The organism is Aromatoleum aromaticum EbN1 (assembly GCF_000025965.1).
In the GTDB taxonomy this organism is placed as follows: domain Bacteria; phylum Pseudomonadota; class Gammaproteobacteria; order Burkholderiales; family Rhodocyclaceae; genus Aromatoleum; species Aromatoleum aromaticum.
Window position 1 is genome coordinate 255,698 of record NC_006513.1, and the last position, 25,747, is coordinate 281,444.

A 25,747-nucleotide genomic window follows, 5' to 3' on the forward strand; every position below is an offset into this window, starting at 1 on the left:
AGGATTGATTTAATGACAGTTACCCATTCTCAAACATACGCCACCCTCCCCTGGGCGGCCACTGCCAATCTGTGCCGCGCTGTAAGCGCCCTCGCTCTGGCTGCCGGCGCCTGCCTCGCCTTCGGCACCGAGTCACGAGCAGACGTGCATCTCGAAGCGATCAAGGCGGCGATTTCCCGTCATTCGAACGGCAACGTGCAGGTGGACGCGGTCGCGGCGACCCCCGTCCCGGGCATCTTCGAAGTCACCAACGGCCGGGAGGTCTTCTACGCCGATTCGACCGGTCGCTACGCCTTCGTGGACGGTCGGCTCGTCGACATCGCGGAGAAGCGGGACCTTACCCAGGCCCGCCTCGAGCAGCTTGCTGCGATTCCCTTCGACGAGTTGCCCATCGACCTGGCAATCAAGACGGTCCGCGGGAACGGCGCCCGCAAGCTGGCGGTGTTCGAGGATCCCGCCTGCCCGGTCTGCCGTTCCATGCAGGATACTCTGGCCGCTCTCGACAACGTCACGATCTACACTTTCGCCTATCCGGTGGTCTCGCCCGAGTCGATCCCGGCCGCGGTTTCGGCCTGGTGCGAGCCGGGCGACCAGCGGGACCGGCAGTGGCAGACCTATATGGACGGCGCTCCGCCTCCCCAGGCGATCGCGCCGCAGTGCGAGCCGGCCATGCAGCAGGTGGGCCGCATCGTGGAGTTCGGCCGTACCCGGGAGATCCGGAGCACGCCGACGCTCGTCTTGGGCGACGGGCGGCGAATCGTGGGCGCGATGCCGCGCGAAGAGCTCGATGCGGCGCTGACGCGAGCGGCTGCGCGATGAGTAGCCTGCACACGCGGCTTGTGACCGCCCTGGTGGCCTCTATCTGGGCAGTTCCACCCGTCGGCGCGCAGGAACAGGTGGAGATCTTCCTGCTCGCCACCCACGAGGTTCGGGGCGCCCAGGGGGCGAAGGTGTTCCATGTGGACGCGGTCGAGCACCTTGCCGCGTCGCTGTCGGCTGGTCTGCCAGCGGATCCGACCCAGGCCGCAGCCCTTGCGCGCCGACGTTTCGATGCCTTGAGCCAAGCCGAACGGCAGGGCGCCGGTGCGGGCGCGCAAGCCCTGGCGCTCGCCGCCCAGTACGGGCTGACGAAAGTGCCCGCGATCGTCTTCGATCGACGGGCCGTGGTCTACGGTGTCCTCGATGTCGAGGAGGCCCGGGCGCTTTACCATGCGTGGCGGGCGCGGGGCGGATGAGGGCCAAGCCAATGAGCCGCTTCGTCCGGCTCTTTGCTGCATCCCTGTGCGTCGGGACGCTGGCATCACACGGCATGGCGGCTGAAGTGACCACGACCGCGGCACTCGTCGCCCAAGCCGTTGCGAGCTACCCGACCTGCAGCGCCTGGCATGCCTCGGGGATCTGCTTCTGGCTGGTGTGTTCGCCGTTCGGGTGCAGCGTTAAGACCTCGGTGCGATTCTCTCACTTTGCTCCGGATTTGGTGGTGAGCACCTACCACGATGTCGCCACGCATCCGTGGCCGGAGATCGGCATTCCCTTGGCGGCCGCGACCAAGACGACACTCAGTTCGCTCCTCACCACGCCGCTCTCCGACAGCGCGGGCACCCACTCCCGGGGCGACCGCACCGACAAGAACCGGCGTTTCCGCGACGCCGATGCCATTGGTCACCCTGCCACCCGCGTCGGCACCTGCCCCACGGCGGTCGATCCGTTCGTTCCCTATTACCAGTCCACCCTGGACGCCATGGTGTGGCGGTCCTACCTGCCGGCCGAGTTGCTCTATCCGGCCTCATGGATCCCCGGCATGCGTGAGGTGGGGTCCTGGCCGGCCAATACCTGGGGCAACGTCTATCCGCGTACCGGCGAGGTCGTGCAACAGCACGAGGTGAAAGGTGCCGCCGTGCTCTCCCAGCGGATCGCCGACTTCGTGACCCGCTCGGGTCAGCCGCACGTGTATGTGCCCGTGTCTTCAGGGAAGCGGGGGGTGCGCGACGGTCAGCTCGTCTGGGACCCACCGCCCGCCATGGAGACGAACCTCCTCGGCGGACTGTGGCAGATGAATGTGGCGGTCCCCACCGGCTGCCACGTCTTCGGCTTGAATGACACGCTGAGCCCCGTCTCCTATGGGGATGCCAAGACGACGCAATCCGGGAGCTACGCCTATACCTTGTGGCGGCCGTACGCCTGCTGCCGCGTGAGGGGCAAGTTCATCGGGTATCTCCAGTGGGGCATGTGGTGATGACGATGCGTGTGCTCGTGTCTGCGATCGCCGGGACGCTGGCGTTCCCCGTCTGGCCGGCGGATCTTCCCGCCTTACCGCTTACCGTCATCCACGACGCCGGCGGTGTCCCGATCGCACCGGACCCGCGTCGCGAGGCTTCCCCGGCGCCGCGTCCGGTTTCGCCGGGGCCCGCTGCCGTGACGCGAGCCGCGGTTTCCTTCCCGGTGGTCTCCACCCGCGCCGGGCCTGGGCGATTGCTGCAGAATCCTATGCCCGCGAGACTGCCAGGCGGCCTTGGCCAGCCCATCTTTATCGTCGGCGACGATGCGCCGTCCCAGCAGTGGCTGCAGCGCAACCTGCAGGCGCTCCACGGCATGGGGGCGCGGGGCATCGTAGCGACCGTACGCTCGCCGGCGGATCTGGAGCGGCTGCGCATCGCCACAGGCCTGCCGATGGTACCGATGCCTGCCGACGACCTCCTGGAGGCAGCCGGCATCCGGGTCTGGCCCGTCCTGATCGCCGCCGACGGCTCGATCTCGCAATGAGGTGCCTCCTATGAAGTGCTTCCCTTCGTTCCAGGCGTCCGTCATGGCCGCCCTCGCGCTGCTTCATCTCACCATGGGCCATGCCGCCGAACCGTCCGGTAAGGCTCACGTGCTTGCCGGCGCGCTGTTCGCATCGGTGCCGTCCGGCAGCCTTTCGGGCGCGGACCGCGCCGCAGTCGCCGCCCTCGCCCCCCTTGCCTTGCGCGACGGCGTGGTCGTCAGCACTGTCCGTGGCTGCGAAACCGCGATGCACCCGGAGGTCGCGCTCGAGGACCTTAACGGCGACCGTGTGCCCGAGGTGTTTATCCTGGCCGGCAACACTTGCACGTCCGGCATGACGGGCAAAAGCGTCTGGCTCTTCGCCAGGCGCCGCGACGGTCGTTGGGCCCAGCTGCTCGATGCCGGCGCCGCCGGCTACCGGATCCTGCCGACCGCAACCTTCGGCTGGCGCGACATCGCCCTGGGCGGGCGCGGCTTCTGCGAGGGACTCTGGCGCTTGGGCCCTCAGGGCGAGTACGACTATGCCCGGTCCATCCAGGCCGACGGCACGCCGTGTCCCGAGCGATAGGAAGAGCACGATGAGCCTACCCCGCCGCCTCTCCTGCCTGCTGCTCCTGGTGGCCACCTTCGCTTGGGCGGGCGTGACCTACACGGACTTCCTGAAGGCGCTGGCCCAGCGCGAAAGCAGCCTCAACCCGGCAGCGACCAACCTGCACGGTTATGCGGGCCTGTTCCAGTTCGGCGAGGCCGCTCTGGAGGACGTCGGTCTCTATGCGGGCGACGGGACTTCCAAGAACGACTGGAGCGGAAACTGGACGGGCAAGTTCGGCGTCACGTCCTTGGACGACTTCCTCGCGAACCCGGGCGCGCAGACGCAGGCGGTCGCCGCTTACCACGCACAGGTGTGGGACACGCTGAGGCGGGTCTACAGCGCCGACAAGTACGTCGGCTCCACCGTCAGCGGCATCACGATCACCCAGTCCGGCCTGGTCGCCGCGGCGCATCTCGTGGGGGCTGGAAAGGTCGGCGACTGGCTGAGTTCCGGAGGTGCCACGACCCCCAAGGACGGCAACGGTACGACGATGACCTCCTACCTCTCGGCCTTCGCGGGCTACACCGTCGGTGGCTCGGCGCCCTCCTGGGCAGAGGTGCTCGTCGGCAATCCGGCCCAGTCGGGAGGCGGAGGCTACGTCCATACCCCGCCACGAATGGAGGCGGGATCATCCGGGCTTCTGTCCGGGGTGAAGAGCCACGGCTTCGGGAGCGCAGGCGAAGGCTTCCGGGCGGCGACGGGGTATCAAATGGACGAGGTGCGCACTATGTTGACCGAGCTCGTAGCCATGGTGCTGCTGACCTGGATTGCGTACGTGGCCATCAGCAAATGGCGAGCTTACGGCGCGGGGGGCGAAACAACTCGTGACATGACGTTCGATATTCTGCGGGCTATGGTCACCACATCCATCGTGCTGTTGTGGATGGCCTGAAAGTTCTGTGGATCAAGTTAGGTGAGGACCATGGAGACCGACTGGATGATGAGGCGACTGCGCCACATCGGCTTGGCTTTGTTGCTTCCGGTGGCACTCGGCACCACGTCGGCGCGGGCCGACGTGCTCGACGGGATCGTGTTTGGCATGAAGTGCCTCGGGGCGGCGGATCGCCAAGCCTGCGAGGAGCGGTCAAAGCGCGAGGCGGAGGAGACGCGTGACCGGTTGAGGCAACGACCCGAAGCGTCGGATCGAGAACAGCGTGTAGGATCCTCTGAAGAGGAAGAGTCGGCAGGCGAGAAGGTTCACCGCAATTGGATCGTGAACGTCGTTTGTCGGCAATTCGCCAAACGTTCGCCGCGTGACGTAGACACGAACTATGCGCGCGCCATGACCCACTACAGCTTCATGACGCCAAGAGAAGCGAAAGCGCTACCTGGCTTCGGTGAAGGTGTTATGCGTGCGGCAGGGTATTCACACGAGGTCACGCCAGGCGCCCTCTATCGTCTCGAACAAGTCGTCCATTCGCCCGACGTCGCCGGCGGGAAACGCCAGTACAAGTTGATCCTCAACCTGGCGCGCAACGGCTCGGGGACACGCGTGACAGGCCAGTACTGCGTCACGACCGACGATCCGGCAGGGTGGCAGGATTTGCCACCCCAGGTCCTTTCGAGTCTCAACAACACATTCTGACCCGGGAGACCAGCGATGCTCGAGGATGAACGGCCCTGCCCATACTGTCGCAGCGCCCGCGAAAACAAGACGAACGTCGAACGGCCTTGTCGGGCCTGCGGCGGCTCCGGGCGTGAGCGGGGCTCAAACGACGACGTTTGCCGGGCATGCAACGGCCGGGGGATGGAGTCGACGTGGGAGGACCAACCCTGCTCCGCGTGCCACGGCCGCGGATACCTGTAAAGCGTGCTTCGCCCCACAGTTAGGCAGCGCCCCCGTGGCCTGCAGCCGCGCCGCACGCCACGGTTGCGCACACCTTATCCACAGAGCTGTCCCACGCTAGCTGTGGATAAGTCTGATCGAATCGTGGTGCATGCCTGGTCTGCTCGCGGCGGACTTCCGCAAGCTAGCCGTTGATGGCCGCTGTCATAGGGGTTTCGATGAGAATGACGGCGGCGCTGGGGCGACCCATCCCTGCCTGCGCTTTCGGTAAAACACGGACATCGTCTACGTCACCGTGGCCCGGCGCATGGCATACGTTTCGCGCCCATCCGACAATCGTCCAGCGACTCATCAGCAATAAGGCCCTCCGGATCGAAGAGTGCCCTGGCTCCGACAACTGAGCGCCCTGCCCTTCGTCCCCGACTCCGACTGCTAAGTCGGATGGCAACTTCACAAGAGCACCTGACGTTCGCCGACCTACTGCTCTCGTCGCATCGCCGGCTTGAACTGCCGGCCAGCATGCCGTTCGGCGGCTTGCCAACGTCAGGTTTACGGCGCCCCCTCAGAATCACACTTCCGGCCATCACCCGCCGTTGGAGATCCGGCCAGGACTTCCCTCGCTGGATCGTCTTGGGTGACCGGTTTACGGCGGCCAACTTGCACCCCGCCTTGGCTCGACCCGGCCAGAAGGAGACGGTAGAGATTTCGCCCAGTAGCGGCCATTGCCGCGCACGGGACAGGGTGGCGCCCGCAGGACGCTTGAAATGGTCAGCGCCATGACCCGCGCGACCAAACAGGCTGGGACCAAGGCAATACCGTTGCTCGCGACTGCCATCGAGAACCTGAGCATGCAGGATGCGAAGGGCACCCTGAGCGGCGACGAAACCGCGGCGACGGAATATTTCCGCAGGACCACCAGCGACCAACTCACCCAAAAACTCCTGCCCCTCGGCACTCGGGCGACGGGCCGGGTCGGCCTGGCGGAAAAATACAGGCCTTGCGATCGTGTACGTCCAGGCGTCGGTGTGGTGGAAGGCGTGCGCGCGGCGTGGCGTATCGAACCATCACGCCAGACCGCAGCGCCGCATGAAGATGTTGGTAAAGGTTCCGCCGCCCAACGCGCGCTGAACAGCCTTCCACGCATCGATGCGCGGATTGCCGTAGGTGCTCTCGAGATCGATGAAGCGCAGCATGCCGTTGCTCTGCCCCCAATGCAGCGCACCGCCTTCGTTGCGCGTGAGTTGCTCGACCAGGCGCACCAGGCCATGCCCGTCGGGACGGCCGATCAGCGACACCTCGACCATGCCGCTCGGATCGAAGCGCTCCATGCCCAGCCACGCGCTGGTGCGGCCGGTGACCCGCAGCGAGAGCCAGCCGGCGGGGAACATTTTGCTGTCGCTGGCGACACCCTGGTCGAAGGCGGCGAGCACGGTGTCGACAAAGGAAACCGCATCGGGCACCACGACCATCAGCCCGGGCTGGTCGAGGCTCGGCACCTGCGGGAAGAAGCTGAAGGCGGCTTCCACCGAGGTGCCGCCCAGCGTCGGAAACGCGCGCTCGGTGCTTCCGCCGGCCATCACCTTGTAGCCCACGTCGATGGTCGGATCCGCGGGGTTGCCGGGCAGCGGAAAGGTCTTGCGCATCACCAGGTCGGTGACGGCGCGCACCGCCCACGGGTAATTGTTCTCCTTGCAGAAAACCAGCAACGCATGCAACTGGTCGAGCACGCTGCCTTCGCTCGAAGGGCCGTGAAAGTGGAAGTTGAGCGCCTCGTGATGGCCGAATTCAGGACTGTTGGTGATCGCGTTGCGGATATCGTCGGCGCTGACGTCGGTGGAGTTGGCGAGCGGTGCCACACCCTGCTTGCCCTGGAGCGGCACTTCGGCGCGGTTGCTGACGTAGCAGTTGTGGCTGCCGTCCGCATTGCGGATCGGATTCACCACGACTTGGGCGAAGCGATTGGGGGGGTTTCCCAGGTTCGGATTGGCGCGCAGAAAGTCGCGCATGCCGGTCCACGCCCCGTTGAAGAAGTCGGCAAACGCGTTGGGCGAGGTCTCCGCATTGAAGGCCTCCCAAGTCGACCACCTGTTCCATTGCAGCAGCGAATACTGCGGCACGACCTCGAGGATCACCGCGTAGATGACGCCCATCGCCCCCATCGACACGAGGGTCGCGCGGAACATGTCGTCGTCGTAGTGAATGGTGTCCGCAAGGCATGGGTAGACCCGCCGCAGGCGGGCCGGGTCGGTGACGTGCGCGGCCGGTTCGATCCAGTGATGCACGCCGCCGGCGCCGACCAGATAGAGGGCGCGGACCGCGTCGGCGAGCGGCGGACGATCGAAGTCACCGCCGTGCGTCCCGGTCGAGAAGGCGCCGGCGATGGTCTGGCCCGAGGAACCGCCCATCGTCCGCAGCGCGCGGCGAGGGCTCTGCTCGTCGAGGAGGGTGTTGAGAAAGTTGAGGGTCATGCCGGCTTCGACGAAGAAGAAACCGGCCGGGTCCTGGCCGTCGGCGAGCACCGCGGAGAGAAGCGGCTGCAGGCTGCGGTCGAGCGTCGTCGTCTCGACTGCGTGACCGAAATTGCCCTCGAAATTGCGCGCGAAGCTGTGGAGCTGCGCCTCGTTGAGCGCGCCGGCGAGCCCCAGCCGTCGCAGCGGTCCGGCCACGGCCTGGATCGCGCCTTGCATCGGGGTATCTTGCGGCAGCACGGTCTCCGAGAAGCCCCAGCCGCTGCCCAGCGCGCGCACGCTCTTGCCCTGCGCCTCGGCGTCGCGGATGGCGCTGGCGAGTTCGTACTGCGTCGTCGGGCGATACTGCGTGGGGGCCGGCAGAAAGCCGAGGAAGGTCTCGTCGGAGTCGACGATGCCCCAGTTGCTCCACGGCTGGTCGCCCCGTGCCCACGCGCCCGACATGTCCTCGAGGGCTTGGCAGTGCTCGGCCGGCGACTGGAAGAACACGAAGAAGAGCCGCCCTTCTAGATGGCCCGAGGCCATCGCGCGCACCTCGACCGGGCCGCGCGCCGCCACGTCGGTGGCAAAGTCGACCGGCATGCGCGTCTGCCCCGGAGCGACCGGGACGGCGGCGGCCACCTGCAGCGCGTCCGGGCGGCTCGACAGCAGCCTTACCTCGATCCCGCCGGCTGGTGCAGGACAGGAGAGCTCGACCACGAAGCGGCCGTTGCTGCCTGCGACCAGCTCGTCGCCGGCCGGCACGTCGCGGATGAGATCGAGGCGCGCCACGCGCTGAATGGTCAGCGCCAAGGGGTTCGCCTGGCCGCACGCCTGCGGGCCGGCAAGACTGCGCGCTTCCAGCGTGAACGTCTCTTCGCTCGCCGCATCGAGCGCCACGCAACCCTGCGCGCCGTCCTGCCGCACGATGTCGCCTGCGGCATTACGGATCACGACCTCGATGCGCGCGCAAGCCGGAAGCGACGCGCTGGGCAGCGGGTCGTCCAGTCGCACCTCCCAGCACAGGTTGATCAGCCGGCAGGCCTCGGCCACCACCACCGGTCCAGGGTCGCCATCTGCCATGAATGAGGCAATCACCGGCGGCTGGATGACGTTGATCAGCACGGGCGTATCAGGGGTCACCGAGCCGCCCGGGAAATCGGGAAAATCGAAACCGCACAGCCGCTCCAGGTTACCGCCCGCGCCGCGGCCGCCGGTGGCGAAGGGCCCGCGCAGGAAGACGTTGCCGGTGCGCGAGTTGGCAGGAATGCGGAATCGCAGCTCCTGCGCGGTCACACCGACCGCCGCGGCAGTGATGTCCTGGCCGCGGAAGATCAGGCGCACGTCGGCCGGCAGCGGCACCGGAAATTCGCGCCCCGCTGCCGGGCGTCCGATGAAGATCAGGTTCGGATCGTAGTCATGGCACACGCAATCCGGCTCGACCGAGGCCAGCAGATCAAGATAGGGGTCGTCCAGCACGCCCGCCACCGCTTCCTCGTAGAGCGTCGCGCACAGGTCGGCCAAGTTCTCGCACCATCCTGGCTCCAGCTCGCCGGGACCACCCGAATCGGGCGGCGTCGGGATATCGGGGGGCGGCAGGCCGCCGTCGTCCGGTGGCAGGATGGGCTCCGAGGGGCCGCCGAAGCCGCCGCTCGGATCGGTCGGGTCGCCGAACCCGCCGAAATCCCCGCCGGTCGCGCCACTTGGCGCCTCGCCGGGCGTCGTACCGGCGCGCGTCGTGCCGCCCTCGACCGTCGCCTGCCACAGGGCGCTCTCGAACTGCGCCACCAGGCCGAGGCGGTTACGCAGATAGGTCGTAAGCGTCCGCCGCTTCCACGCCCTCTTACGCTTGCGCAGACTCTTTCTTTCTGATCGGCAGCAATTCGTCGATGCGGCTGTTGGGCCAGGCCGGCAGCTTCTCGAGGGTGTCGGAGAGCCACGCCAGGGGCTCGAAGCCATTGGCGCGTGCGGTGGCGAGCAGCGACTGAATCACCGCGGCCCGCTTGCCGGCGGCTTCGGAACCCGCAAACATCCAATTTTTCTTGCCCAGAGCGATCGGGCGGATGGCGTTCTCGATTGGATTATTGTCGATCGGCCAGTCGCCACGGCTCGCGTAACGCGCGAGCGCCGGCCAGCGCTTCAAGCTGTAGTCGATGGCGCGCGCCAGCGCCGCGCCATCGGCCACGGTCTTGCGGGTCTGCACGAGCCACAGGTACATCGCCTCCAGACGCGGGCGGGCGTACTGCGCGCGCAGTTCGGCGCGCGCCTCGATCGAGACGTCGCGCGCCTGCTCTTCGAGCGCATACAATTCGCCGATGCGCCGCAACGCCTCGGCCGCCACCGGGCTCTTGTTGGCCTGATGCAGTTCGAAGTACTTGCGTCTTGCATGGGCCATGCAGGCCAACTCGCCGATGTCGCCCCCCAGCAGCGCCTTGTACCCCGCGTAGTCATCGACCATGAGCATGCCCTTCCAGCCTTTCAGGAAGGCCTGGGGATATTGCCCGCCGCGCCCGGGCTGGTAATCGAAGAGGATGATGGGCGGGTCGGCGCCGAGCGTATTGCTGCGGTAGGCCCACAGATACGCCCGCTTCGTCTTGCCGCGCCCCGGATCGAGTTGCTCGACGGGGGTTTCGTCCGCATGCAGCACCGTACCCGCCAACAGATGCTCGACCAGTCGAGCGTAGAGGGGCGACAGCGCCACCCCGATACGCCCGATCCACTCGGACTGTGTCGAGCGCGGTAGCGCCACCTCGCTGCGCCGGGCAATCTGTTCGAGCCGGTACAGCGGCAGATGATCGACGAACTTGCTCACCGTCACCCACGCCAGCAGCCCCGGCGCGGCCAGGCCGCCGTCGATGACCGCCGCCGGCACGGGGGCGGTCGAGACCGTCTCGCAGTGCCGGCAGGCGTACTGCGGACGGATGTGGCGATGCACGAAGAACTTGGCCGGGATGATGTCGAGCTGCTCGGAGACGTCCTCGCCGATCTTGACCAGATCCTGCCCGCACGCGGCGCAGCTGCAGGATTCGGGCTCGTGGCGGTGTTCGATGCGCTCGAGGTGTGCCGGCAACGGCGGGCGGCCGGCGCGGGGGCGCTCGGGCGGGGCCTTCGGAGACGCTTCGGCTTCGGATGCCGCGGCGTCGCGCAGCGCCTCGAGCCGGGCTTCGCACGCGGCCAGATCGGCCGCGAGCGTCTCGTCGAACAAGTCCTTCATGCCCGCCGGCAGCGTCTCGCTGCGCGCGCCAAAGCGCAGGCGCTTGAGGGTGGCGATCTCGTGGACCAGGGCCTCGATCTTGAGCTTGCTCAGCTTGAGCTCGGCTTCCAGGCGGGCCACGTCGGCCGCCTGCGCGACCCACCGCTGAACCTGCTGCGCGAGCGCGGGCGGCAGGTCGAAAGCGGTCAGTTCGGCGGCGAAATCCATGCCGGAATTATACCCGATGAAGGCGCTGAATCCCAGCATCCACAAGGGTTTCAGGAATTTTTACGTGGCGGATCGTCGACGCTGCCGGCACACCGGTCACACCCGCCAGTGAGCCGGTGCGGCGGCACTCAGGCGCTGCCACTCGACCCCCGCCACGAGCCACTGCCACTGCTCGGCCGACAGCGCGAACACCGCCGTGTCGGCAGCGGGCCAGCTGAAGCTGCCCCGATGCAGACGCCGCTGACTCAGCCACACTCCGGTGCCATCCCACCGCAGCACCTTCACGCGCGTGCGGGCCCGGTTGATGAAGGCGTACGCACTGCCATCGCACGGCGCGCGGCCCAGGCTGTTCTGCAGCCGTGCCGACAGGCCGTCGATGCCCAGACGCATGTCGATCGGCTCGACCGCGAGCCAGATCTGCTCCGGCGCAATCATCACGTCGCCCCGTGCGCGAGCACCTCGGCGAGCCACGGCGCCGGCGGCAGCGCACCGAACTGCAGGCGCCAGCCCGACGGGCTGCACAGCGACAGCACATCCCCCGCTTGCCGTGGCGGCGCAACGCCGACAGGACGCGCCGCCACCAGCGTCAGGACCGAATCCGCCTCGCGCGCTGACTCGTGGCGCGACCGCCGAATCCAGTACCCCAGTGACTTCTTGCTCACGCCATGCGCGGCGCTGTAGGCCGCCTGCGTCTGACCGCTGCGGCGCCACCGCTCCACGTGCTCGCGCCAGCGCGCAACGCGCTCCGATTGTGTGCTCATCACGACCTCCGGGTGAAAATCAGGAGTGTCGGCAAAACCGGGGGGCTGTTACAGGTGGGAGCGGCGGACGCTTACGATAGGTCGTAGCGTGAGTGGTGTGCACCGGCTTTCTCGCCCCGTCGCGCACATCCAGCTGGAATCCCGCCTGCAGCACGTCGCGGGCGCCGCTCAGCACCTCGTCGCAGCGGCGCGCAGCGCCAGCCGACGCACCCGGGCCGCCGCCCGGCAGCGCGCCTTGCCCACTTGGCGCAGCACCGGAACCGGCGCCGTCGGCGCTACCCGAAGCGGCTCCGGCGGGGGCCGTCGCCGAGGCGAAAAGCGGCCCCAGGAATCCCCGCACGGGACGCGCAAGCTCGTCCCGCAACGCCTTTTCCGCATCCTTGCTCCCGCCCAGCACATTGCCCGCGAGCCGCGCAATGGCATTCAATTCGCGGATGGCGGTGGTGACAGCCTTCGGGGCGCGGGCGTGGCGCAGGCGGACGTTCTGCACCCACGCAGCCAGCGCGGCCAGCGCAACCAGCCGGTCGCGCGAAATGATGGCAGAGCCGCGCGACGCAGCGGCAAGTTTGGCCGAAATCCTGCCAGCCGGAGAAGATCGTTGCGCCCTGGAGTCGTCGCTGCGCATGCCTTTCGATACGTCGCGGTCCGTCATGAAGGTCTCCTGCCAGGGCACACCGCGCGCTCGTCCCGGCGCCTTCGCGATGACGTACCCCAAAAATAGACCATGAGACGCCACCGGCAAGTGGCCGGTCGCCCTGATCGGCGGAGCGACCTCGCGCGCGCCACACACACCGGTCGTTCGCGACAGCCGCACGGCGAGCGAGGGTCCGGGAGCCAAATCAGGCCCGCCTCACGCCGCCTACCGTCCGGTAGAACTTGATGAAGGCCCTGACCTTGCGCGGCGTACGCTGCCCGGGCGGATGCACGGCATACACGCCGCCGGTCGGGAGCAACCGCTGCGGCAACAGGCGAACGAGGTTGCCGCTCGCGAAATCAGCTTCGACGCTGAAGTGATCCAGCCCGAAGATCGCGGCGGGCGCCGTGTCGGATCAGCGCGCGCAGGGTGGCGGCCGAGTCCCCTGCGGCCGCGGCGGTTCTCAAACCGAAGGCCCGTCACAGCAACCGCCGACCGCGCAGCCTCAATCGTCGTCTCCGGTACCCACGGCACCCTCGCAACCTACTGCGCCGCCTTCACCCGTCGCAGCAACCACTCGTAGCGACAGTACTGCTTGGAGCGGGTGGATAGCCGTCGGCGGCGTCGGAAACCCACCCCCGGGGGTGTTCGCGAGGGGGCGAGCTTGTCCAGAGCTATCGCGCAGTCTGCTTTCCTCACCGGCCTCAAGCGAAGCGAAAATTCCAGTGCTGGCGCGAGTAACGTCCAACCCCTCCATCGAGCGGACCGCCACAAGCAAGCTTCGCCTGCCAAGCAAGCTTCGCCTGCGTGCGTCTGCCGCTCAAGTCGAACGTTGGGCGTCAGGAGTATCATCGTGGGTGGGCGCGACGAAGGAGGTCAAGTCATGCCGAACGTGAAGGCAGCGGTCACCATCGAGGTCTTACAAGCCTTTGCCGAGGCGTGGAATCGCCATGATACTGAGGCCCTCATGTCGTTCATGAGCGATGACTGTGTCTTTGAAGCCTCTGCAGGCCCGGAAATCTGCGGCACCCGCTACGCGGGCCGTGAGGCAGTGCGGGCTGGCTTCGCTGAAGTCTGGGCAACCTTCCCCGATGCTCACTGGGGCAACGCGCGCCATTTCGTCCACGCGGACAGGGGAGTGTCCGAGTGGACGTTCACGGGAACGCGGGCGGACGGCACTCGCGTCGAAGTACAGGGTTGTGATCTGTTCACCTTTCGAGACGGCAAGATCGTGCTGAAGAACTCCTACCGCAAGAACCGTCCGCCTCTCGGTAGCCCGAAGGGCTGAGTCTGCGGGGGCGCCGAGCCCATGACGCGCAACCTTTCCATCGATCGGACGTCTTCCGCCGGCAAGCTTCGCCTGCTTGCGTCTGCCGCTCAAGTCGAACGTCGGCGCCTTGTGCGCGCCGAAGGAGCATGAATGCACCCCATCGTCTATATCGACACCTCCTCGATCCGCGACGGAAAACTCGAGGAACTTAAGGTGGCCATGAAAGGCTTGGCCGCGTTCGTGGAAGCGAATATGCCGCAGCTAACGTCGTATGGCTTCTTCCTCGATGAGACCCAAACACAGATGACCGTCGTCGCCGTTCATCCCAACTCGGAATCGCTTGAATTCCACATGGATGTAGGTAGCGGCGAGTTCCGAAAATTCGTGCATCTCAGAGCGGGCCCCGGAAATTCGGACAGCCGGATAGGTGGTAGCCTTGCCCCAGCGATGGCCGCGTGAGCGGCCCTGAAATGGAGCAAGAGCATGACGAGAAGGAAACGGCGAAACCACTCGCCGGCGTTCAAGGCGCAAGTGGCGGTGGCCGCGCTCAAAGGAGACAAGACGCTGGCCGAGCTGGCGCAGCAGTTCGACGTCCATCCGAACCAGATCGCCGACTGGAAGAGCCAGTTGATGGAGCGCGCCGCGCACGTGTTCGGTGACGCCTCGGCGACCGCGACCGCCGCACCGGATCTGACGAAGCTGCACGCCAAGATCGGGCAGCTGACGCTGGAGAATGATTTTTTAGAAAGCGCGCTCACCAAGGCGGGCCTGCTGAGCGCAAGAAAATGATCGACCGCACCCATGAACTGCCGCTGACGCAGCAATGCCGGATTCTGCGTCTGGCGCGCTCGTCGATGTACTACACGCCGCGAGAAGTGTCGGCGCACGATCTGGCGCTGATGCGCCGGATGGACGAACTGCATCTCGAGCACCCGTTTGCCGGAGCGCGGATGCTGCGGGATTTGCTGCGCGCCGAGGGGCATGCGATCGGGCGCAAGCACGTCGGCACGCTGATGCGCCGCATGGGCATCGAGGCGCTCTATCGCAAGCCCAACACGTCCCGGCGCCGCCGCGGTGACGAGATCTATCCGTACCTGCTGCGGGATCTGAAGATCGAACGCCCCAACCAGGCGTGGGCCGCCGACATCACCTACATCCCGATGCGCAAGGGTTTCGTGTATCTGTTCGCCATCATCGATTGGTCCTCGCGCCGAGTGCTGGCGTGGCGGCTGTCGAACACGCTGACCACCGACTTCTGCCTCGATGCGGTGCGCGAAGCGCTGCATCGCTACGGCCGCCCGGAGATCTTCAACACCGATCAGGGATGCCAGTTCACCAGCACCGATTTCACCGACCTGCTCAAAGACAACGGCATCCAGATCAGCATGGACGGCAAGGGCTGCTGGCGCGACAACGTCTTCGTCGAGCGGCTGTGGAAGAGCGTGAAATACGAAGAGGTGTACCTCAAGGCCTATGACAGCGTCGCCGAGGCCAAGGCCCACCTGGGCGCCTACCTGCGCTTCTACAACGAACGCCGGCCGCACCGCGCTCACGACGGGCGCACCCCCGACCAGGCGTACTTCGGCGCGCTCCGCGATGAGACGCCGCTGGCGGCATGACGGCACAAAGGCTGGCTCCGTGGATTTATGGACGATGCGCTTCGCGCACCGGGCCGCTTGCCGTGGAAAAGTCTGACGACTTTCCCACCGCGCAGCCCTTCGCCCACAAGCTCCACCGAGCTCGAACCGATTTTTATAAAATATGAGAAAGTCAAAACCAACCCAGACCTCGGGCCCCCGGCCCTAACCGGCAAGGCTCCACTTATCGAACCGGATTCCCTGTCCAGACAATCGGGGCCACCTCTCTCATCGACCTATCGAAGATCGAAGTCTACGGGCGAGTTAGCGAGGGGGTGCTTGAGCGGCTGCACCAGAAGGCACGAATGCTGGGGAGCGGGACCGTGGCCGTTTATGAGTTCTATGCAGGGTTCGCTCGGTGAGAACGAAGCGCTCAGCCTACTTCAGCCAATAATGCTGCCGCAATCTGTGCTTAGCGAGCATGCCGCCCAGCCATCACTTGCAGGGGGCGCGCCGCAAGCGGCGCGTCCCTGAAACAGAACGTTGAACGACAGCGTCGCGCCAGTCTCGATGACGGCAATGGGTCGAAAGTTCGAGTTCATCGGCCGCAGAAGCCGCCATTGACCGTCAGCAGCGGCTGAACGGCGGTTGTCCGGCACATTGCGGCCCGACTCAGGCTACAAGACCAACGGCCGTTCAGGCCGAGATGCTGAAGCACAGCATCCGGCAGGTCTCGGAGCGGAACAGCCATTCGAAAGTCCGTTGTCGAGAGAAGGTGACCGGCCGGCAGCAGGCGGGATTTCTCGCTCGGCGAGCACCGCGACCTGCCGTTCGTCGCTGACACGGCATCCGCATCAGCCGTGCCGAGCGGCCCGATCGCAGCGATATCAATCTTTCTCATCCCCATCATGGCTTCGAACGCGCTGAGCCGCAGCTGGATCAGGATCGGTGATGGCGGCTGTCAGGGCGCGTGGCCTGATTTGCCACAACAGTCTCCACTTGTCTTTGCACTCGCCGCATGCGCTTTCCTGTCCGTCATTTTCTACAGTCGCCTTCCACAGGAGGTCCGTTTCAGTCTGGTCGTTGGTCCAACCTGAAATCCCACGGCAACAACATCTGCGGGCGCCGAGTTAATGGTAGGTGGCACGTGCCAGCATCCAACTCATGCGCCAAGGCGAACGGGGTTACGCCAGCACGATCGGTACCATGGCCCAGCCGCCAACTGGAGACACGGCCCGCTCGGCTGGCCGCTGCGAGTCGAGTGCAATCGACGACGTCGCGGCGAGGAGTTCTTGCATCGCGATGCGCATTTCCAGCGTCGCCAGCAAGCGTCCGGGGCACGCGTGCCTTCCGATGCCGTACACCAGGTTTCGGTCGGCGTTGCGCTCCGGATCCATGGCGTCCGGGTCGCCGAAGACCGCCTCGTCCCGGTTCGCGGACGTCCAGTTCAGTTTCACGCGTGCGCCTTGCGGCAGTTCCGCGCCACCGATCGTGACAGGGCACGTCGTCACGCGGCGATTGGACACGAACGGGTCGTCGATCCGAAGGATCTCATCAATGATGGCATCGATCTCGGCGTCAGGCACGCCCGAGCGCAGATAATCCTGCACAGCTGGGTGCGTCGCCAAGTAATGGACCAGCACGCCAATACACTGTGCGATGGAGCCCAGGTCCCCACCCGTCCAGTCAAATACCACCGGCAAAGCCGGTGGCTTGATTTTGTGAGCGCCTCAAAGGCGCCCATGAAACCGTGGGCCGCCCCTGGCGGCTACGCCATCGGAAGCCTCATCTGATCGTAACGCTCGTCCTCCTCTTCCTGAGCGCGGATGTACGCCCGCACGATCGCTTCGTCCAGACCAACCGTAGAAACGAAGTAGCCGCGCGCCCAGAAGTTCTCGCCAGTAAAGTTCTTCTGTCGGCCGCCGAACCGTCGCGCGATCTGGATCGCACTCTTGCCCTTCAGATACCCGACCACGTTTGAGACCGCATACTTGGGAGGAATGCTCAGGCACATGTGCACGTGATCGCCCATCAGATGCCCCTCCACAATCTTCGACTCCTTGTGTGCCGCCAACTCGTGGAGCATCTCCCCAAGATGCCGACGTAACGCCCCGAACAGCTTCTTCTGGCGCCTCTTCGGTATGAACACCACGTGATACTTACAGTCCCATCTCGTGTGACTCAGGCTCTGATACTCTTTCATCGTGAATCTCCTTCTCTTGGCGGAGATCGAAAATTCACGCTGACCGTCGTATAGGTCAAACCTCTGTGAGTCCCCCGGCAAAGCCGGGGGCTTACCTCATTACTGAGTTACGCAGAACCGACACGATCTCCGCGTCGGTCAGCGGCCGGCCGTTCACTTCGGTGCGCATGAGCCGGGCGGTGACATCGTCTGCGCCGTCCTCGTGCGCAGCGCCGCGGCGCGGCTCGAGCACGGAGCGGATCAGGTCGTCGAACGACTCCGCCACCCGCTGCGTCCACGACCGATCGCCCGAGCGCGTCGCGGCATGGTTCTCGGCAACCCAGTCCACGAGGCGATCTTCGAGATCGGCCGGCCAGCCCAACCACGCGCTTTGCGCCCGGACCGCAAACCGGACGCCCACTTGGGACACGGCGTCGACGGCAACGCCCCTGGGCAGCGACGCGGCCAAGCCGGTCGCCACCCGACGGAATCGCTCACGGAAGGGCGCGAGCGCCTCCGGGGTGAGGAAGCCGTCCACGGCCTCCCGGTATGCCGTGTGCTCGGCCGAGTCCATGCCGTTCGGGACGTGGAGATGGCTCGACACCGCGCTGGAAAACCGGTCATCGCTCAGCGCAGCCTGCACGACCAGTTCGTGTCTCAGCAACACCCACTCGCCCTGGGCGTTGCGCACGACGCCGTGCCGGGGACGCAACTCGTCGGTGTAGGCCCTCAGGTCCCTGCCAGTGGCAGACAGATCATCAGGCATGTGGTCGGTCATCCCTATCCCCTCCATGCGTTCCAGGCAGACGGCGGTCGATGCCGACACCTACAAGTCCAGATCGGTAACCGCGCCCTTGCTCGCGGAACTGGCGAACTTCGCAAACTTCGCCAGCACGCCGCGGGTGTAGCGCGGGGACGGCGGCGTCCAGTCGGCGGCTCGGCGCGCGAGCTCTTCATCACCGACATTCAGCTGGACGAGCTGCCGGTGCGCGTCGATCGTGACCGAGTCCCCTTCGCGAACCAGCGCAATCGGGCCACCGACGAACGCTTCGGGGGAAACGTGGCCGACGACCATGCCCCAGGTGCCTCCCGAGAAGCGGCCGTCAGTGATCAGCCCGACCGACTCTCCCAGCCCCTGCCCGACGAGCGCCGACGTCGGGGCGAGCATCTCGCGCATGCCGGGGCCGCCCTTGGGTCCCTCGTAGCGGATTACCACGACGTCACCCTCCACGATCCGGCGCGCCATGATCGCCGCCATCGCGTCGTCCTCGGAGTCGAAGACGCGCGCCGGGCCGGTGATGGCGGGATTCTTCAGGCCCGAAATCTTCGCCACGCAGCCTTCCGGCGAGAGGTTGCCCCTGAGGATCGCCAGATGGCCCTCCGCGTACAGCGGATCGGACAGCGTCCGGATGACGCCCTGATCGGCACGCGGTGCCGCCGGCACGTTCTCCAGGACCTCCGCGATCGTCTGCCCGGTGATCGTGACGCACGCGCCATGCAGCAGCCCGGCGTCGAGCAGCAGCTTCATCACCTGCGGGATGCCGCCTGCCTGATGGAGATCGGTCGCGAGGTAGCGCCCGGACGGCTTCATGTCGACGATGACCGGCACGCGACGCCGAATGCGCTCGAAGTCGTCGATTGTCCACGGCACTTCGGCCGCGTGGGCAATCGCCAGAAAGTGCAGCACCGCGTTGGTCGAGCCTCCCGTCGCCATGATCACGCTGACAGCGTTCTCGATCGCCTCCCGGGTGACGATGTCGCGCGGGCGAAGGCCGCGTTTGATCGCCTCCACCAGCACCCGGGCGGACTCCGCGGCGCTCGCGAGCTTCTCAGCGTCCTCGTTGGCCATCGTCGAAGAATATGGCAGGCTCATGCCGAGCGCCTCGAACGCGGCGCTCATCGTGTTTGCCGTGTACATCCCGCCGCACGAGCCGCTGCCGGGGCAGGCGCGCTTTTCGATTTCCTTGAAATCGACCGGGTCGAGCTGCCCCGCGATGAATTCCCCCACCGCCTCGAAAACCGAGACGATGTTCAGATCCCTGCCCTTGTAATGCCCCGGTTTGATCGTGCCGCCATAGACATAGATTCCAGGCACGTTGGTGCGGACAAGCGCCATCATGCCGCCGGGCATGTTCTTGTCGCATCCGCCGATCACGACGACCCCGTCCTGCCACAGCCCATTGACGCAGGTCTCGATGCTGTCGGCGATCACTTCCCGCGATACCAGCGAATACTTCATGCCCTCGGTGCCCATGCCGATGCCGTCGGACACGGTGGGAGTACCGAACAGTTGCGGATTGGCCCCGGCCTCCTTCAAGGCCGCGGCCACGGTATCGGCCAGCGGTTGCAGCCCGCTGTTGCAGGGCGTGATCGTCGAATGTGCGCTCGCCACGCCAACCATCGGCTTGCCGAAATCAGTTTCCCGATAGCCCATCGCGTAGTACATCGATCGATTGGGCGCCCGCATCACGCCTTCGGTCACGTTGCGGGAACGTTCATCGATCCGGGCTGGACGGGTAGGGTCGGACATATCGTCTCCTTGCTGGTAGCGGTTCGCATCCCCGGCTTCAGGGCATCGGCCGCGCCCCGATGTTCCTGTAAATCATAGGCCGAGGCGCCCACGGCCGCACTGGCCGGCTGCGCCGCCCGCCGAGGTCGCGAGCGAGCCTAGAATGAAGCAAGACGCGCATATAGCGGGCCGAAGTCGGCCGATGAGGCAAGGACGATGGACGTAGACATTCCCGACCCAGCCTACACGAGTTCCGAGCGCGCCCGCGCGAGCTTCCGCCTCGCGTTCAGGATCGCGCTCTGCCTGGTCGCTTTCCTGTGGCTGATCCAGTCGGTGAACACGGCGCTCGACCTGGGCCTCGAGCGGTTCGGCGTGCGCCCTCGCGAGTGGAGCGGACTGCCCGGCATCGTACTGGCGCCGCTGCTGCACGGCAGCTTCGGCCACCTGATCGCCAACACGGCGCCGCTGCTGGTGTTGCTTACGGCGATGCTGCACCTCTATCCGGGCTCGGCCGTCCGGGCACTCCCGGCGATCTTCCTCGGCCCCGGCGCCGCGGTGTGGCTGCTCGGCCGCGCATCGGTCCATATCGGTGCGAGCGGTGTGGTCTACGGTTTGGTCGCTCACATTTTCCTGGCCGGCGTGATCCGACGCGATCGGCGCGCATTCGCCGCGTCCCTGCTCGTGTACTTTCTCTACGGCAGTCTGGCCTGGGGAGTCCTACCGATTCAGCAGGGGCTGTCGTGGGAAACTCACCTGGCAGGTGGCCTGATCGGCGCGCTGTCGGCGATAGCGCTGCGGCGTCTCGATATCCCGCCTCGCCGCCGCTATGCCTGGGAGGACGAAGAAGGCGGGCGCGAATGATCCATTGCATGGCGCGACGAAAACCGGCCACCCGCGCGTGAAGCGCCGCGAGAGCGTCCCTTGCGGTCACTTCTGCCGCCGCGCCGCCGCGATGGATCGCCCCCACTCGTATTCACGACAACATCACGCTGCGTCAGGAGAACGTCTGGATGAGTTGACGTAGACGATCGCATGCGACGGGGAGATGAGCTTCGGGTGTTGTGGCGACACCGAGAAGAAGCCCCGGGCGTTGAATTCCGGCGGGACTGAACCACGTAGACAGTGGAGACGGCGCCAGCCCGAAGGCCAGTGCTTCTCGGGCGATAACGCTGTCGCGCGCCCCTTCGGGTAGCCATAGCAGTACGCCGAGGCCTGCCGGACGGGCGGGATATCCCATGGACTGCACCATTGCAAGGAGCGCATTACTCCGACCAGCATATACGCGCTTCATGCGACGTAGATGCCGCATGTAGTGCCCGTCGCGCATGAACTCCGCCGTTGCCCACTGCACCGCGGGACCGGGAGCGGGAGCGAGACACAGGACCGTTTCGGCAAATTGCGGCACCAAGGCAGGAGGCACGACGACGAAGCCGAGCCGCAGCGTGGGACTGATCGTCTTGCTGAACGAGCCGATGTGGACCACACGTCCGCTGCTGTCCAGTGATGCCAGCGCGGGGGCCGCCCGGCGCTTTAGCTGGAGCTCACCGAGATAGTCATCCTCGATAATCCATGCGCCGGCGCGCGTTGCCCATTCGATCAGTCGAACCCGGCGGGCGAGCGACAGCGGGACTCCGGTCGGAGCCTGCTGCCCGGGCGTCACCAGCGCCAAGGCCGCATCCGGCGCATGCTGCATGCCGTAAGCAACGTCGATGCCGTCGTCGTCAACGGGGATCGGGACCGGGGCGAGCCGAGCGATTTCAAGCGCTTTGCGGCTGGGAGGAAAACCGGGATTCTCCACCCAGGCGGATCGCCCTTCCGGCTGGAGGACCCTGAGCGCGACGCCGAGTGCGCCGGAAAAACCCGCCGTGATGAAGATCTGGGACGGACGGCATTCGATACCCCGCGAAAGTGCCAGATGCGCCGCAATCTCGCGTCTGAGTTCGGGTTCGCCGCGCGGATCAGGATAGACGAGCGGAGCGGCGACTTCGGCGCGGGCGGCCTGAGCGCGCAATCGGGCGAAAAGTGCGACCGGAAAGCTGTCCGAGGCGGGCACGCCGTTCTGGAACACGGCTGTCCCGCTAAGGAAGTCCTGGTACAACTGCGGCAACGCATCCGCCGTCCTGGACGGGTCCGGAGCTGCGCGCTTCGCCGGATGGTCCGCCACTCGCGTACCGCCGGAACGCGACGAGACGACGAGCTGCTTATCCGCCAATCGCTCGTAAGCGGTCTTGACGGTGCCCCGTGCGACGCCCAGTTGTGCGGCGAGGTCCAGCCACGAGGGCAATCGTGCGCCGGGCGCGAGCACTCCGCTGTCGATCGCTGCCGTGACGCCGATGCGGATCTGTTCGGCCAGGGAGGTCCCGGCCGTTCGATCGAGCTTGAGATCGAGGATCTTCGCCATGCTCCATGGTACATCCTGAATATACGTTTTTGGTTCTTTTTAATGAACCTCAGCGACTACATACTCCTGTCCACACGATCCCGTGCTCCCGAGAAATAGGTTTTTGAAATGAGTGAAAGACTGGATTACACGAAAACCTCGCCCGGTGGCGTGAAAGCCTTCGGCAGCGTCTACGGCTACGTCATGCAATCCGGGCTCGATGACGTGCTGGTCGACCTGGTCTATCTGCGCGTGAGCCAGATCAATGGATGTGCCTATTGCCTGGACATGCACACTCGCGACCTCGTCAAGAAAGGGGTGAAGGTCGAGAAGTTGGCGCTCGTGCAGGTGTGGCAGGAGGCCGGGGAACTGTTCAGCGATCGCGAACGGGCAGCCTTTGCGTGGGCGGAAACGGTGACCCGGGTGGCGCAGACCGGCGTTCCGGATGCCGAGCTCGAAGCCGTCAGCCGCATCTTCAACGAGAAGGAACTGGCTGACCTGACGATGGCCATCGGCTTGATGAACGCCTACAACCGCCTCGCGATCAGCTTCCGTCGCACACCGGAAGCGGTTCTTGCAGCCAGGTCCTGAAAAGGGTTCGAATTTTTTCTACCCGACGACGGCAGTTCGCGTCGCTTCAATTACAGGTTGAACACATGGAACAGCGATTCGACATCACCAAACTTATCCCCGAGGGCTATAAAACCATGTACGCGCTGCACACCTACGTGCAGGGCGCCGGTCTCGATCTCGGCCTGCTCGAACTGGTGCGCCTACGCGTGTCGCAGACGAACGGTTGCGGCTTCTGCGTCGCCATGCATATTCCGCTGGCGCGAAAGTACGGCCTCACCGAACATCAGATCAATCTCGTCGCCACCTGGAAGGAATCGCCGGTCTTCAGTGTTCGCGAGCGGGCGGCACTGGCTTGGGCCGATGCGGTGACAGCACTTGCCGGACAGGAGGTGCCGGATACGGTCTATGAACAAGTGAAGGCCGAGTTCAGCACTGAGGAGATTGCCAACCTCACGCTGTGCATTGGTGAGATCAACACCTGGAATCGCCTCATGATTGCGTCGCGCACGCCGCCAGCGCTGTAAAGGCGGCGTCGGCCGATCGTTTCAGAAACGATTCGCAGTGAGTGCGAGCAGACTGCTGTTCTTCGAATCCAGCCCACGCGGCGACAAGGCGAAGAGCAGCGAGTTCGGTTTCCCTCTGCTGTCGGCGATCACGGCACCATCGCGCGTGGGCTGAGGGCTCGCCCCCGGCCCACAATTTCACTGTGCCGGCGGCGCCCGAGACTTGGGACCACCTGGTCAAGTTGATTACTTGAACGTTGTCAGTTCTTTGTCGTCGGTATCCACTACAAAGATTGCAAGCAGCTTTGCGGGTTTGGTTTTGCTCGCGTTGCGGCTCACTGGATGACTGGCGCCCGGCGGCTCCGACCAACTCTGCCCAGCCGTGTAGATTCGGCGTGAGAGGACAACCCCGATGGAAACTTCGCCAAACCCGATCGATATTATCGAGAAGTATTTCGACGCCGAACTCAGGCCGGAAACTCTAGGGGAGTTCGATGGCATCGATCCCGAGCGATGGATCGACTTCTCCAAGCACTATCTCGCTGCGATGAAGAGCGGCTTCGCCAACGCATATCTCGATGCACAAGCAGCTCCGGCCCACGCCGTCCGGCTCTACTTCGAGCCTTCAATCGCCCACGACTGGGCAGAGGCCCTGCAGAAACGCTTCGTCGAAACGCCGCTGCTCGGCTACAGAGCGTTCCTCCCCGGAAACCCTCGGATCACTCGCGAGCAGGTTTCTGAGTTTCTCAATCCGCTAAAGAAACATCTACTGCTGGCGGACTCGGTATTTGTCAAAGATAACTTCTACTACTGCTTCGATATGGTCGCCGACACAGTCAGCCGCAACGGTTGGCGGGCTGACCCCAACGTGGTGTCGCTCGTTGATATGAGTATCGCCCGGATACGAGCCTATCTGCCCATCCTGGCCGAACTGCGCGACCTCATTTGGTCTAACGCGCTAGTGTTCATGCCGTACTACATCACGCCGACCTTTCCGTATGCCAACGTGCCGGCCAAGCTCAATGGTCATGTCGAGCGACTGCGTATCGTTGACCCATCTGGGGAGGTATGGAAGGACGGCATCCCAGCGCACGAGTTCGAGAAAGTCCTTGTGCCTTGGCTCAATGCCCGCCTCCTGGGCCTGGACCCTGTTTACCTGACGGACGCGATGGCTCGGATCGGAGGGACGCTGAGCTTCGACGGCGATGCAGCTACGTCTCCGGCGAGTGACTTGCTATCGGTGAGTATCCTACCCTTCGGCGGAGCGGGCGAGATCGATCTGGACACGCTCTGGGATATGCGCCGCAATGAATCCGTTTTCGCACATGTTCGCTTGCTAACTGCCCAGTGCAAGAAGCATCTGGAGGACAACCTCGGCCAAGGGGCGACACCGAAGGCCGCAAACGCATTGGGCAGGCAGTTCCTGCAGGACCACCTTGCGTCCCTCCCAACGCAAAAAGTCATTTCCTTCGCGGAGAAACCGTCGGTGTCGTTGGTCTGGCGGACCGCGCTCGCTGTCGCCACGCTTGGCACATCAGAGATCGTCGGCCCATTGGCATCCGCCGTCCTGGACAGTAGCGTCGCCAAAGCTGCCCTCTCTCGCCTAGCCCCCGAACGCCGAGCAATCGCCTACCTAAACGCTGCCCTATGATCGTTGCTTTCCATTTTTTGTGTCGCAGTATTCCTCACCCGCGTAGCCGGGAGCTTGTCTCTACGCGCAGGCCGCCCAACAACCGGTTGCAGCGGACGGTCCGCTGCGCCACCCGCCGCTGAACGGCGACGTTGAACGACAGCTTTCGTCAAAAGTCAACGGCGGCATTGGGTCGAACTGACTCATCAGCGAGCGGCCGCTTACGGGAACCGAACCTCCAACGGCGGCTTTCCGGCGATGAATTCGAAGAGTTGTCGGTCGCAACCCGACCCCTATGTGCAGGACGCAACTATGCGCAGTTGGCTGGATATTGTCGGTGCCGACCTTGATTCGGCGAGGATTTGGGCCGGCACCGTCTGCGCATAGTTTCAAAGGGTCTGCAGGAAGCGCATGAGCGAGTCAGGCGCCTGGAACCGACGGATGGTGGTGTCGGGTGGGTCCAGTCGTGCGAGTGCCTTCTCCTTCATTGCGAGGTCGGCCTCGACGTAGCGGTGGGTGGTCGTGGCGCTTTCGTGACCAAGCCATAGGGAAATCACGTTGAAGGGCACACCCGCTTGCAGCAGATGCATGGCCGTCGTGTGCCTCCTATGTCGCTGAAGAGATAGTCGCCACTATCTACCCTTCCTGACTATGTCGAGTGACCCAGAGGAGCTTTCACGATCGTTCGACAAATCGCGTGGTGCCTTGCGTGGTGCCTT

General features: G+C 65.3%; 26 protein-coding genes and 2 pseudogenes. 15 read left to right on the forward strand and 13 right to left on the reverse strand.

Annotated elements, in window-relative coordinates; all coding sequences use genetic code 11:
* The first annotated feature begins 144 nt into the window (after positions 1-144).
* The 8 genes and pseudogenes from EBN1_RS01175 to EBN1_RS22940 all read left to right on the forward strand — a co-directional run.
* On the forward strand, positions 145-819 hold the full coding sequence (locus EBN1_RS01175) for a DsbC family protein (RefSeq protein WP_049780138.1): 675 nt from the start codon (positions 145-147) through the stop codon (positions 817-819).
* Complete coding sequence (locus EBN1_RS01180) at positions 816-1,235, forward strand: TIGR03757 family integrating conjugative element protein (RefSeq protein ID WP_011236083.1); 420 nt, start codon at positions 816-818, stop codon at positions 1,233-1,235. Before EBN1_RS01175 ends, EBN1_RS01180 begins: the two co-directional genes overlap by 4 nt.
* A gap of 11 nt (positions 1,236-1,246) precedes the next feature.
* Positions 1,247-2,236 carry a TIGR03756 family integrating conjugative element protein gene (locus tag EBN1_RS01185; protein ID WP_041646743.1) on the forward strand — a complete coding sequence of 330 codons (990 nt, stop codon included), beginning with the start codon at positions 1,247-1,249 and terminating at the stop codon, positions 2,234-2,236.
* Between the two features lie 5 nt (positions 2,237-2,241).
* Positions 2,242-2,763 carry an integrating conjugative element protein gene (locus EBN1_RS01190; protein ID WP_157866557.1) on the forward strand — a complete coding sequence of 174 codons (522 nt, stop codon included), beginning with the start codon at positions 2,242-2,244 and terminating at the stop codon, positions 2,761-2,763.
* Positions 2,764-2,806: 43 nt separating this feature from the next.
* The gene (locus EBN1_RS01195) at positions 2,807-3,331 is read left to right on the forward strand and encodes a hypothetical protein (protein ID WP_162014365.1); all 525 of its coding nucleotides are present in this window, start codon (positions 2,807-2,809) and stop codon (positions 3,329-3,331) included.
* A gap of 10 nt (positions 3,332-3,341) precedes the next feature.
* Complete coding sequence (locus tag EBN1_RS01200) at positions 3,342-4,247, forward strand: DUF3262 family protein (RefSeq protein ID WP_011236087.1); 906 nt, start codon at positions 3,342-3,344, stop codon at positions 4,245-4,247.
* A 30-nt stretch (positions 4,248-4,277) separates the two neighbouring features.
* The gene (locus tag EBN1_RS01205) at positions 4,278-4,940 is read left to right on the forward strand and encodes a hypothetical protein (protein WP_011236088.1); all 663 of its coding nucleotides are present in this window, start codon (positions 4,278-4,280) and stop codon (positions 4,938-4,940) included.
* 965 nt (positions 4,941-5,905) lie between these two features.
* Positions 5,906-6,130 (forward strand): annotated as a pseudogene (locus EBN1_RS22940) (DUF4197 family protein); the annotation flags it as partial.
* Positions 6,131-6,205: 75 nt separating this feature from the next.
* Here the strand turns inward: EBN1_RS22940 and EBN1_RS01210 are convergent.
* The 6 genes from EBN1_RS01210 to EBN1_RS22945 all read right to left on the reverse strand — a co-directional run bounded on the left by EBN1_RS01210 (position 6,206) and on the right by EBN1_RS22945 (position 12,735).
* Complete coding sequence (locus EBN1_RS01210; RefSeq protein ID WP_041645464.1) at positions 6,206-9,376, reverse strand: FAD-binding oxidoreductase; 3,171 nt, start codon at positions 9,374-9,376, stop codon at positions 6,206-6,208.
* A 55-nt stretch (positions 9,377-9,431) separates the two neighbouring features.
* Positions 9,432-11,009, reverse strand: coding sequence for an IS66-like element ISAzo15 family transposase (locus tag EBN1_RS01215; protein ID WP_011236060.1), 1,578 nt, complete (start codon positions 11,007-11,009; stop codon positions 9,432-9,434).
* Positions 11,010-11,105: 96 nt separating this feature from the next.
* On the reverse strand, positions 11,106-11,444 hold the full coding sequence (gene tnpB, locus EBN1_RS01220) for an IS66 family insertion sequence element accessory protein TnpB (RefSeq protein ID WP_011236696.1): 339 nt from the start codon (positions 11,442-11,444) through the stop codon (positions 11,106-11,108).
* Positions 11,444-11,770, reverse strand: coding sequence for an IS66 family insertion sequence element accessory protein TnpA (tnpA, locus tag EBN1_RS01225; protein ID WP_041645449.1), 327 nt, complete (start codon positions 11,768-11,770; stop codon positions 11,444-11,446). Before tnpA (EBN1_RS01225) ends, tnpB begins: the two co-directional genes overlap by 1 nt.
* 19 nt (positions 11,771-11,789) lie before the next feature.
* The gene (locus tag EBN1_RS01230) at positions 11,790-12,422 is read right to left on the reverse strand and encodes a hypothetical protein (protein ID WP_041645467.1); all 633 of its coding nucleotides are present in this window, start codon (positions 12,420-12,422) and stop codon (positions 11,790-11,792) included.
* 187 nt (positions 12,423-12,609) lie between these two features.
* Positions 12,610-12,735 carry a hypothetical protein gene (locus EBN1_RS22945; RefSeq protein ID WP_422103704.1) on the reverse strand — a complete coding sequence of 42 codons (126 nt, stop codon included), beginning with the start codon at positions 12,733-12,735 and terminating at the stop codon, positions 12,610-12,612.
* Positions 12,736-13,287: 552 nt separating this feature from the next.
* Between EBN1_RS22945 and EBN1_RS01235 the strand changes: the two genes are divergently transcribed.
* The 3 genes from EBN1_RS01235 (at position 13,288) to EBN1_RS01245 (ending at position 15,293) form a co-directional block, all read left to right on the forward strand.
* On the forward strand, positions 13,288-13,692 hold the full coding sequence (locus tag EBN1_RS01235) for a nuclear transport factor 2 family protein (protein WP_041645469.1): 405 nt from the start codon (positions 13,288-13,290) through the stop codon (positions 13,690-13,692).
* A gap of 132 nt (positions 13,693-13,824) precedes the next feature.
* The gene (locus tag EBN1_RS01240; protein WP_049780141.1) at positions 13,825-14,133 is read left to right on the forward strand and encodes a hypothetical protein; all 309 of its coding nucleotides are present in this window, start codon (positions 13,825-13,827) and stop codon (positions 14,131-14,133) included.
* A gap of 24 nt (positions 14,134-14,157) precedes the next feature.
* Positions 14,158-15,293, forward strand: a protein-coding gene (locus EBN1_RS01245) for an IS3-like element ISAzo18 family transposase (protein WP_085938645.1) whose coding sequence is annotated in 2 segments (ribosomal slippage) — positions 14,158-14,410 and positions 14,410-15,293 — 1,137 coding nt in all. Because the reading frame shifts where the segments join, the coding sequence is not laid out codon by codon here.
* Between the two features lie 845 nt (positions 15,294-16,138).
* On the opposite strand, the gene EBN1_RS22950 is transcribed toward EBN1_RS01245, so the two are convergent.
* The 5 genes from EBN1_RS22950 to ilvD form a co-directional block, all read right to left on the reverse strand.
* Positions 16,139-16,351, reverse strand: coding sequence for a VOC family protein (locus tag EBN1_RS22950; RefSeq protein ID WP_422103722.1), 213 nt, complete (start codon positions 16,349-16,351; stop codon positions 16,139-16,141).
* A gap of 84 nt (positions 16,352-16,435) precedes the next feature.
* A complete protein-coding gene (locus EBN1_RS01250; protein WP_241762786.1) occupies positions 16,436-16,948 on the reverse strand; it encodes a cytochrome P450 in 513 nt (170 codons plus the stop codon).
* A gap of 71 nt (positions 16,949-17,019) precedes the next feature.
* Positions 17,020-17,454, reverse strand: a complete 435-nt coding sequence (gene tnpA, locus EBN1_RS01255) for an IS200/IS605-like element ISAzo20 family transposase (RefSeq protein WP_011236098.1) — start codon at positions 17,452-17,454, stop codon at positions 17,020-17,022.
* A 91-nt stretch (positions 17,455-17,545) separates the two neighbouring features.
* Positions 17,546-18,211: a cytochrome P450 family protein gene (locus EBN1_RS01260; RefSeq protein ID WP_011236099.1), complete on the reverse strand. Its 666-nt coding sequence runs from the start codon at positions 18,209-18,211 to the stop codon at positions 17,546-17,548.
* A 48-nt stretch (positions 18,212-18,259) separates the two neighbouring features.
* Positions 18,260-19,963, reverse strand: coding sequence for a dihydroxy-acid dehydratase (ilvD, locus tag EBN1_RS01265; protein ID WP_011236100.1), 1,704 nt, complete (start codon positions 19,961-19,963; stop codon positions 18,260-18,262).
* A 195-nt stretch (positions 19,964-20,158) separates the two neighbouring features.
* Here ilvD and EBN1_RS01270 point away from each other — a divergent pair, with 195 nt between their 5' ends.
* Positions 20,159-20,803: a rhomboid family intramembrane serine protease gene (locus EBN1_RS01270; RefSeq protein WP_011236101.1), complete on the forward strand. Its 645-nt coding sequence runs from the start codon at positions 20,159-20,161 to the stop codon at positions 20,801-20,803.
* Positions 20,804-20,936: 133 nt separating this feature from the next.
* Here EBN1_RS01270 and pdxR read toward each other — a convergent pair whose 3' ends face one another.
* Entirely contained in the window at positions 20,937-22,343 is a 1,407-nt protein-coding gene (gene pdxR, locus EBN1_RS01275) for a MocR-like pyridoxine biosynthesis transcription factor PdxR (protein ID WP_011236102.1), read from the reverse strand.
* Positions 22,344-22,451: 108 nt separating this feature from the next.
* On the opposite strand from pdxR, the gene EBN1_RS01280 reads away from it, so the two are divergent.
* From EBN1_RS01280 to EBN1_RS01290, 3 genes are all read left to right on the forward strand, one after another.
* Entirely contained in the window at positions 22,452-22,913 is a 462-nt protein-coding gene (locus EBN1_RS01280; RefSeq protein ID WP_011236103.1) for a carboxymuconolactone decarboxylase family protein, read from the forward strand.
* Positions 22,914-22,978: 65 nt separating this feature from the next.
* On the forward strand, positions 22,979-23,419 hold the full coding sequence (locus tag EBN1_RS01285; RefSeq protein ID WP_041645476.1) for a carboxymuconolactone decarboxylase family protein: 441 nt from the start codon (positions 22,979-22,981) through the stop codon (positions 23,417-23,419).
* A 391-nt stretch (positions 23,420-23,810) separates the two neighbouring features.
* Positions 23,811-25,049, forward strand: coding sequence for a hypothetical protein (locus EBN1_RS01290; RefSeq protein WP_011236105.1), 1,239 nt, complete (start codon positions 23,811-23,813; stop codon positions 25,047-25,049).
* Positions 25,050-25,417: 368 nt separating this feature from the next.
* On the opposite strand, the pseudogene EBN1_RS01295 reads toward EBN1_RS01290, so the two are convergent.
* Positions 25,418-25,621, reverse strand: a pseudogene (locus tag EBN1_RS01295) (integrase); the annotation flags it as partial.
* Positions 25,622-25,747 lie beyond the last annotated feature (126 nt).